Origin of the sequence: Micromonospora sp. NPDC049230 (assembly GCF_040647875.1) — a bacterium.
Lineage (GTDB): Bacteria > Actinomycetota > Actinomycetes > Mycobacteriales > Micromonosporaceae > Micromonospora.
This window is the reverse complement of sequence record NZ_JBEZCZ010000010.1, coordinates 176,691-184,999: the sequence shown is the minus strand read 5'-3', so window position 1 is coordinate 184,999 and position 8,309 is coordinate 176,691. Positions and strand designations below refer to the sequence as shown.

General features: G+C 68.3%; 5 protein-coding genes and 1 CRISPR repeat array. All 5 genes read right to left on the bottom strand.

The features are described 5' to 3' along the window. Nucleotides 1-129: 129 nt before the first annotated feature. A CRISPR array of direct repeats spans nt 130-900; the repeat unit is 37 nt; unit sequence GTCGCAATGAGGGCCGACCACGCAAGGCCGGCGTTGG. A gap of 233 nt (nt 901-1,133) precedes the next feature. The 5 genes from AB0A95_RS12340 to cas7u are packed head-to-tail and all read right to left on the bottom strand — an operon-like array spanning nt 1,134 to nt 7,624. Further along, a complete protein-coding gene (locus tag AB0A95_RS12340) occupies nt 1,134-2,081 on the bottom strand; it encodes a hypothetical protein (protein ID WP_357555741.1) in 948 nt (315 codons plus the stop codon). Next, the gene (locus AB0A95_RS12335) at nt 2,078-3,964 is read right to left on the bottom strand and encodes a hypothetical protein (RefSeq protein ID WP_357555740.1); all 1,887 of its coding nucleotides are present in this window, start codon (nt 3,962-3,964) and stop codon (nt 2,078-2,080) included. The genes AB0A95_RS12340 and AB0A95_RS12335 overlap by 4 nt, the downstream gene beginning before the upstream one ends. Nucleotides 3,965-4,021: 57 nt before the next feature. Next, nucleotides 4,022-5,026, bottom strand: a complete 1,005-nt coding sequence (gene cas3u, locus AB0A95_RS12330) for a type I-U CRISPR-associated helicase/endonuclease Cas3 (protein ID WP_357555739.1) — start codon at nt 5,024-5,026, stop codon at nt 4,022-4,024. Further along, on the bottom strand, nt 5,013-6,440 hold the full coding sequence (gene csb2, locus AB0A95_RS12325; protein WP_357555738.1) for a type I-U CRISPR-associated protein Csb2: 1,428 nt from the start codon (nt 6,438-6,440) through the stop codon (nt 5,013-5,015). The genes cas3u and csb2 overlap by 14 nt, the downstream gene beginning before the upstream one ends. A gap of 2 nt (nt 6,441-6,442) precedes the next feature. Next, nucleotides 6,443-7,624 carry a type I-U CRISPR-associated RAMP protein Csb1/Cas7u gene (gene cas7u, locus AB0A95_RS12320; protein WP_357555737.1) on the bottom strand — a complete coding sequence of 394 codons (1,182 nt, stop codon included), beginning with the start codon at nt 7,622-7,624 and terminating at the stop codon, nt 6,443-6,445. Nucleotides 7,625-8,309: the final 685 nt, after the last annotated feature.

The following is an 8,309-nucleotide window of genomic DNA, read 5'->3' as shown; positions in this document are numbered from 1 at the left end:
CGATCGTGACCTGGATCGAACGGACCTACCACCGCCGCCGACGCCAGCGGTCGCTGTCCCGGTTGACCCCCGTTGAATTCGAGACCATCATGCACCCACCGGCCAGTCAGGCCGCGTGACTACACCTGTCACCTGCCGGTGCAGCAGACCCCAAGGCCGGCGTTGGCCGACTGGTAGTAGATGCGAGCGCGGCTGAACGCGTGGTCGCAATGAGGGCCGACCACGCAAGGCCGGCGTTGGTCTTGAGCCCGTCCTCGGCGATCCAGCCCGGGTCCTTGTCGCAATGAGGGCCCACCACGCAAGGCCGGCGTTGGTGCTCGACCGCGGTGTGGAGGCGGCCTCCGATGGCGAGTCGCAATGAGGGCCGACCACGCAAGGCCGGCGTTGGTCCCGACCGACACACTGAACGCGAGCCGAGGGCCCACGTCGCAATGAGGGCCGACCACGCAAGGCCGGCGTTGGGACCAACGGCCACTCGTTCGAGCCGGCCACCACCTAGTCGCAATGAGGGCCGACCACGCAAGGCCGGCGTTGGGTGACGTCGACCTTGGCGTTCGTGCCCGTCATCGTCTCGTCGCAATGAGGGCCGACCACGCAAGGCCGGCGTTGGGGTGCCGACCGGGCACCCGGGCGCGGGTTGACCAGGTCGCAATGAGGGCCGACCACGCAAGGCCGGCGTTGGCCGCAAGTGGGCGTCGCTGAACAAGCCGCGCATCGAGTCGCAATGAGGGCCGACCACGCAAGGCCGGCGTTGGCCGTACGCGCAGGTTGTGCTCGGCGCCGCGCAACAAGTCGCAATGAGGGCCGACCACGCAAGGCCGGCGTTGGAACATCGGGCTGATCCGGACCAGGAGCCGGGCGCCGTCGCAATGAGGGCCGACCACGTAAGGCCGGCGTTGGAGGTACTGAGCTGCAGATATTCGTCAAGCTGGGTTCGAAGCGCGTCTACGTGCCAACCTTTTTGCACCATATCTAGGGTTCTACCGTCTGAGAACCTCACGCTCAGGGCTTGTTGGCTTGGGGTTCCGAGGTTGCTCGGGCTTGGCTTCTTTTACTCTGTTCAGTTGTCAAGGATCAAGGCGGTGGTGGTCGCCTGGGCGTAGCGGTGAGTTGCGGCTTTGTCGTTTGATGGATCACCCGGTGGCTACGTCTGGCAGTGGTGTGAGGGGTCCGGCGGAGTTTTTGCTTCGGGTGCGGATCGCGCTTGCGGTGGCGAAGATGCCGAGCGCGGGCTGGGTGTCGCGGTTGTGGTGGGTGGGCTTTGGCCGGAGCGCGGGGTGTTCGAGGATGGCGATGGCAGCGTGGGTGTTGAGGGGTTGCCGCCATAGGGGCCAGGTCATGACGGGCTGCCGGTAGGTGGGGTGGTGGTGCCAGCAGGTAGCGCGGGGGCTGGTGCCGGTGCCGGTGAGGTGTAGGAGGGGTAGGGCCATGATGGCGAGCCAGGTGGCTGCGGGAACGCCGGCGGGGTCGGATTTGCCGGTGGGGTGGTCAGCTGCGGTGCGGATGGCGCGGTGGTCGAGGTATTCGCCGGTGTAGCCGTCGACGCGTCGCCAGCGGGTGAGGGCTTCGTGGAAGTGGGTGCGCGGGTCGGGGCGGATGTGTTCGAGGGGTTTGGTGAACATGGTCCGGAAGCTTTGTTGTCCGGCGGGAGCGGCGTAGGGGGTGATGGCGACTCTGCCCTTGTCGTCGGTGGCGAGGTCGGTGACGAGAGCGGAAAGCCATCGGTCCAACGCAGGTTGGTGGCCGTCGCCCGTCAGGGCGGTGTAGGCGGTGCGGTAGGTGCCTCGTGGTGAGCGCATCGGATCCGTCCCTATGCCGGCTTTGGCTTCGGGGAAGGTGGCCGGGGCGTTGGGGAGGACACCGTCGGCGGGTATCGATTCGAGGATGGCTACGAGTTGTTCGACGATGTCGTCGACGCTGGCGAGGGGGCCGTGCAGGATCGCGTGTGCGGTGGCGTCGTTGAAGGAGAGTTTGACGTCGAGGCTGGCTTCGTCGGTGAGTAGGCGCAGGAGGCCGAGGGCGGCGAGGAAGCCGAGTGGGTCGCGGCCGTCGAGGGCGCGGAGTTCGACGGAGTGCTTCACGGGATCTCCTCGTCTCGGGCGGAGCACCAGATGTCGGCGAGCCGGACGATGGTCTCGAGTAGTGCTACCCCCCACCGTCCGTATTGGGAGTTGAGGTGGGCAAAGCGTGCCGGTGCGGCCCAGTCGATGGTGTCTGCGGTGTCGAGCACGGGGAGCCCGGGGATGCTGATCTTTACCGGTTCTGGGTCGGTGATGGGTGGGAGCAGGGGCCGGTTGCGGCCGTGATGGCTGGCGATGAGGTGGATGACGAGGTCGACGTCGAGGTGGTCTGCGTCGGTGAGTCGGTGGGCGGCGATTCGGGCGGAGAGGGCTTCGTGGCGCATGCCGGGGGGATACTGGGCGGCGTCACGGGCTTGGATGGCTTTGGCGCGGTTCGTGGGGTCGATTCCGGATTTGGCGAGGGGTTCGGGGGCGAGTTCGGCGGCGGCGCGTCGTCCGTCGAAGAGCATGGTTTGGAAGCGGGGGTCGCGTTTGCCGTCGTCGTGCCAGCGTGCGGCTGCTTCCACGCTGGCCACGGTGTGGCGGGGCAGGGCGAGGTTGGTGGCGATCTGTGCGGCGCGGGCGGCGACGGCGCGTTGGTGGGCGTCGAGGCTGATCTTGCGGCCGGGGTAGGCGGTGGTGGAGCTGCTCGTCTCGGAGTCGTCGTCGGCGCCGCTGGTCTTTGTGGCGGCGAGGACGACGGGGAAGGTGGGTGTCCAGCTCGCGCCGGTCTCGGGGTCTGTTTGGTGGGTTGGCGTGGCGGTGATTCTGCCCAGCAGCCCGGTCAGGGTGCGGCGCAGTGGTTCCTTTTCGTCGAGTACGGCCGCTAGGGCGGTGAGTAGGTGTCGGTAGGTATCGGGCTGGGTGGGTTCTTTCGTGCTGGCGACGGTGGTGAGGAGTTCGTTTAGTGGCGCCGCCCAGCGTGGTGGTTCGTCGGATGTGGTGGGCGAGGTCGTGGGGGCACGCTGGGCGTAGGTGGTGAGGTGCCGCAGGTGGGGTCCGATTCGCAGGACGGGTTTTCCTCGCCGGTAGGCGAGGTCGGCGACGTCGATGACGGTGCGGGTGCTGGTGGGGTTCCACCCGTACTGGTCGCATCCGCCGTACTCGACGGGCACGACGATCGTGTCTCCGGGCTGAACACGTTCCGCGGTGACGAGTTCGCCGTCGCCGCGGTGGTTGTACCGCACCACTCGGCGTTCCGTGCCGCCGGTGGGGCGTGTCATGGGCTGCGGCTTGCCGGCTGCCCGCCGCTTGTCCGCCCTGGCTTCGGGGATTTCGATGTCCGCGACCGGTTCGGTGTCGGGGTCTTCACGGAGCCACCGCCGGACTTCGCGCACTGGGATGTCGACGGCTTCCTCCGTGACCGGCGGCAGGATGTCGATGATCGCGGGCCACCGCTGCGGTTCATCGTCGCAGAGCCCGGTGCGCCAGATGACGGTCACCGGTGGGGTCTGGTCGGTCACGCCGTGCAGGAACGGTGGTATCGGAGGGTCTGGGTGCGGGGTGGGTGAGGTGCGGGTCCAGGTGTCCAAGGTGCGGGCGGTCAGCACCGGCACGGTGACCTGTGGCCCGGCACGGGTTTCCTCGGGGGCTTTGGCGGCGAGGGCTCGCAGCGTGGCCGGGGAGGCGTCGATTCCGTCGCCGGCGGCCTCTGGTTTAGCGACGGTGCCGGTCGGGGCCTCAGCCGTCAGCCACTGCCAGGTAGCAAGCCGGGCAGGCCCATAGACAGGGTCGTCGTCGGTGACGCTGCTGTCGTGCACGACGTAGGCGGCGGCGGGGAGGTCGTGCAGGCCGAGGCGGTTGAGCCGACCGAGTCGCTGGATCAACGCGCTCAGTGGCGCGGACTCGGTGATCAGCGCGTCGAGGTCGATGTTCGCGCCGACCTCGATGGTCTGGGTCGCCACAATGATGAAGGGCCGAGCATCGGTGCGGTCACGGCCGGCTTTGATCTGTTCGTAGTGTCAGGCGAGGAGGATGTCACGGTCGATGGGTCGGCTGCGGCCGGTCAGCAGGATCGCCTCGACCGGCCCGCCGGCGAGGTGGGCGAAGATGGCCCGCGCCCGCGCCACCGTGTTCGCCACGACCCCGACAACCATCGCGTCATGGGCGAGGCGGGTGGTCAGGGCGGCTATGGCCCGGGGGACGTCGGTGGAGGACTTCGCCCGGCTGGTGGGAACGGTGAGAAGGCGCAGTCGTTTACCGGCGCGCAGCCGCCGCCCGGCGATCGGGTGTTCCTCATCGGCTGCGCTGATCCGGTGCACCCGGGCCCCGCCGGGCTGTTCCTGCGTCGCCGGGGTGGTGGCGGACATGGTCACCACCGTCGGGGCAAGGGTGATCGGCCACGGGTCCAACGCCGATGCGGCGGTGATCGTGGTCTGGAACGCGTCGGCGAGGTGCGCTTCGTCGACCACGATCAGACTGTCCGTGCCGACGAGGGCGGCGTCGATGCTGCGGCCGTACTCGCTGACGCCGTAGCCGCGGAACAACAGTCGACTACCGACTTGGTCGACGGTGCCGGTGACGATCGCGTAGCGGTCAGGGCGCTCCACCCAGACCCGGTCCCAGGTGACTCCGCCGCGCATCCGCGCGACGGTGAGGACGTCCCCGTCGTCACCCGGCATGCTCAGGGCCTGCGCCACCGCCGCGCAGGCGCCAGAGGTCGCGTCACGCAGCGCGGCCGCGAGGCGGGTGGCGTGTTCGTGGGCCTCGTCGACGACCAGCCGCCGGTCCACCACGAAGAACATGCGGCGTCGCGCCAACTCGGGGCGCAGCGCGGCGACGAAGACCGCGACGTCCAGCACCGAGGTCTTCCCGAGCCCGGTCGGAACGTCAATGACATCCGGCCACCGACCGTCAGCCAGGATGCGGTCGAGCAGGGCCCGCTGCCACGGGAACGGTGTCCGCTCACCGGCCCGCGGACTGTGGACTTGCGCCACGAACGCGGTGAAGTCGTCAGCGGTCAGCACGAGATACCTCCGGGATGAACAGGCCACAGCCCAGGTACCGAAGCGCGCCGGCGATCACCGGGCCCCGCACCGGGGTCGGGAACTCGATGCGACAGTGCAGCAGCGGACGCCGGTCCCGCCCGGCGGGAATCGTGCCCCGCCTCGGCCTCGTCACCGCGCCCTGCGGCAGGGGCCCCTCCAGCACCGTCACCGACGCCGGCTCCGGATACCGGGCCGTGACGAGGGACTCTGCCACGACCTCCGCAGGGTCCCGCCGGCCCGGATAGCGATCCAGCATCACCGGCGTCGCCGTGACCCACCGCCGCACGCCGTCGCGGCTCGTCCAGCGGTACGGATCGAGGCCCCATCCCTGCGAGGGCACCCCCGGATCCGCGAGCCTGATCCGCTGCGTGGCGCCGCGCAGCTCCCGAATCGGGTCCTGCCCACTCTCACCGAGCAGACCCCGCAGGATCGCCAGTCGATCGTCCGGCTCGATATCCCGGGGAACAGCGACCCCGACGCCGAGCAAATGCCCGTCGGCGTGCGGGTGACCGACGTCCAGCAGCGGCACGAACGCCAGATGTGGCCGATCGTCCGCGCCGTGTCCACTGGCCTGCGCCGGGACCGGATCCTTGATCCGGGAGATGGCCACGCGGCGCAGCAACTCTGTCACCGTCAGCAGCGCGTCGCCACCGACCGGTACCTGGCCACGCGCCGCCGGCCACACCAGCAGCTCCTCATACGGTCCGGGCTCTCCGACAAACGGTGAGGCATTGTCGTCAGCCGGCAGGCAGGAATAGGCCAGCTCTTCGGACATCTCCCACGCCCGATGCCCCTGCGCGTAGGCATCTCGCAGATCAGCGAGGTAACCCGGATAGGGCACCCGCACCGACACCGATCCGCGGGCGCCGATCGTCACCGGCCGGTAGGTGACCTGCGACGGCCTGCGGTCGACCGTTTCATCGAGTACCTCCACCTGCGCCGAGGACGTCGACCGGCCGACGTACGGCACCCGCCGCGCAAGCCGCGACAGCCGCCACAACACCCCATCAGGCGCCGACGCCTCCGGCCACACGAACGCGATCCGATCGTCAGGAGGAAGCGCGCCCACACGCCGGAAGTCCCGGTTCGTCCGCCCCGGCCAGACCGTGCTTCCAGACTCGCCGTCTCGGGCATTCGTCACCACATATCCCGACCGCAGAGACGCGGGCACCTGATCGGCCGCAGCCGCCAACACCAACGGAGCCCCAGCCGCCTCCAACCACCGCAACGCCTCACCGTCGGCTTCGAACCCCGGCGCGTCCGGGTCATGCTCCGCCGAGGCGACCAAGGCGCAGAACAACCGGGCCGGGTGCGGCGGCCACTCCATCCGATCCTTCGAGTACGCCGCGTCGTAGCGGCCCTCCCGCAGCCAAACCGTGATACTCAGCGCCACCGCTACTCCCCCTCGGCGGCAGCCGACCGCACCGCGAACCGGATCGCCTCAGCCAGCTGCGTCGTCGGCGAAACCGACACCACATCGGCAGCCATCACGACACCCGCCGCCGTCGCGCGATCACGCAACTCCAGGAACGCGCCCAACACCTGCGCCGTGGACACCTCCAACGGCTCCCAGCCGCCCCCGTCCTGCTCGAAAGCCACCGTCTCGCTCACCCGCGTCAGGTCACAACCCGAGCGCAGCCACAGCGACGGACGACCGAACGTCAACCGGTCCCCAGCCAGCGCCAACGCCGCCAACGTCGCCCGCGCCAGCGTCGCGGCCTCAGCTGAGGCATCCCCAAACCGCAACCGCTCCAGACCGGCCAACGAAATCCAGCCCTGCCGACGCACCTCTGACACCGTCACCCCACCGGGCGCAGGATTCGGAGCGATGTGCCCGTGGCCGATCTCGCTCAGCTTCCCGCCCTTGACCTTCGCCCCCTCCGGCAGGAACCGCCACTCCCCCTCACCCTTGGCCTTGTCATCAATGCCACCGGTGAGATTCATCGGATCGAGCCTCCCCGCCCGGCGCCCACCGTCCAACCAGTGAATGCCGAACATCTCCGACGAATACACCCGGGAGAACTTCGGCCACCGGCCCTTACGGTGCGAATCCCACGCCCCAAAAATCAACGAGTAAGGCTCACGCCGGAACAACGGACGAACGTCCACCGCTGACGCCGCCCGCAACTGCCGCCCCACCTCGCTGCGATCGAAGCGCACCCCACCGACCTCACTGTCGCGCAAGTACGCATCGGCGTAGCGGTGCGGGAAGTCCAACGACGTCAGCCGGACACCCTCCTCCTTCATCACCAACTCAAACAAAGGAAGATCCACCCGGCCACTGTCTCGCGCCACCAGCAGAGCCTGCTCCACCCGATTCGCCTGCGACGGAACCTGATCCACCACCACCGTCTCGCACTCACTGCCATCAACCAACCGACGCTCAAAAACATACGGCCGAGGGAACCGACCCTCCTTCTTCGCTGACCGCTCCTCCACCTCAGAAATCGGAAACGTCGGCGTCGCGATCCGCCCACCCTGCCCCCCAACGGGCTGATACACCGCCCGGAACGCGATCCCCGCATCCCGGCGATCCTCCCCAACCGCCTCCAACAGGCGATCCACCAAAGTCGACATACCCACTCCCGGTAGCTCGGTCTAACTCAACCGCATACATCTACCAGGGTCGACCGACAATCCACGCTCACTCATAGCGTCGGCGCAGCTCCTGGGAGTCCGCAGCGACACGCCAAGCACTGATCTTGGACAGCGCACCCGCCGGCACCGCCGAGAACGATGCCCGGGAGCGATCGATCGCTTATCCGACGCTGATGTGGGGTCTGCCGGTCTTCGGCTTCGTCGAGCAGTCGACGGTGGGTGGCGGATCCTCCGGCTCATCGCCGACGAGCCCCAAGCGTCCGCCTCAGCGGACATCATGGCGCACCATCCCCTGCAACACATCCGGCGACGTGCCCTCGATCTGCTCGCGCAGCAGGCAACAGGAATCGCACTCTCTGATTCGACCATCTTGTCCTCTCTTCCTTCTCTGACTTGGTCGTCTTGAAGGATCGACGCGATGGCCGTCTCTCATTTACGTAACACGCTCAACACGGGCAGTCGTACACCACTCCCGTGGACGCAACCGCGTGCTCATCCAACAACCGGAAACCGGCTCGCCGGGGCGGGTTCTTGCCCTGGCCTGCTGGTCTCCCGCTCTCATTCTGCGAACGGATCTCGTCACCCGGTACCGTCCTGACGTGCACTCCGAAGCAGCGAGCCCCGATCACATCAGTAACGAAACCGGGATGAACTCGTTGGAGCC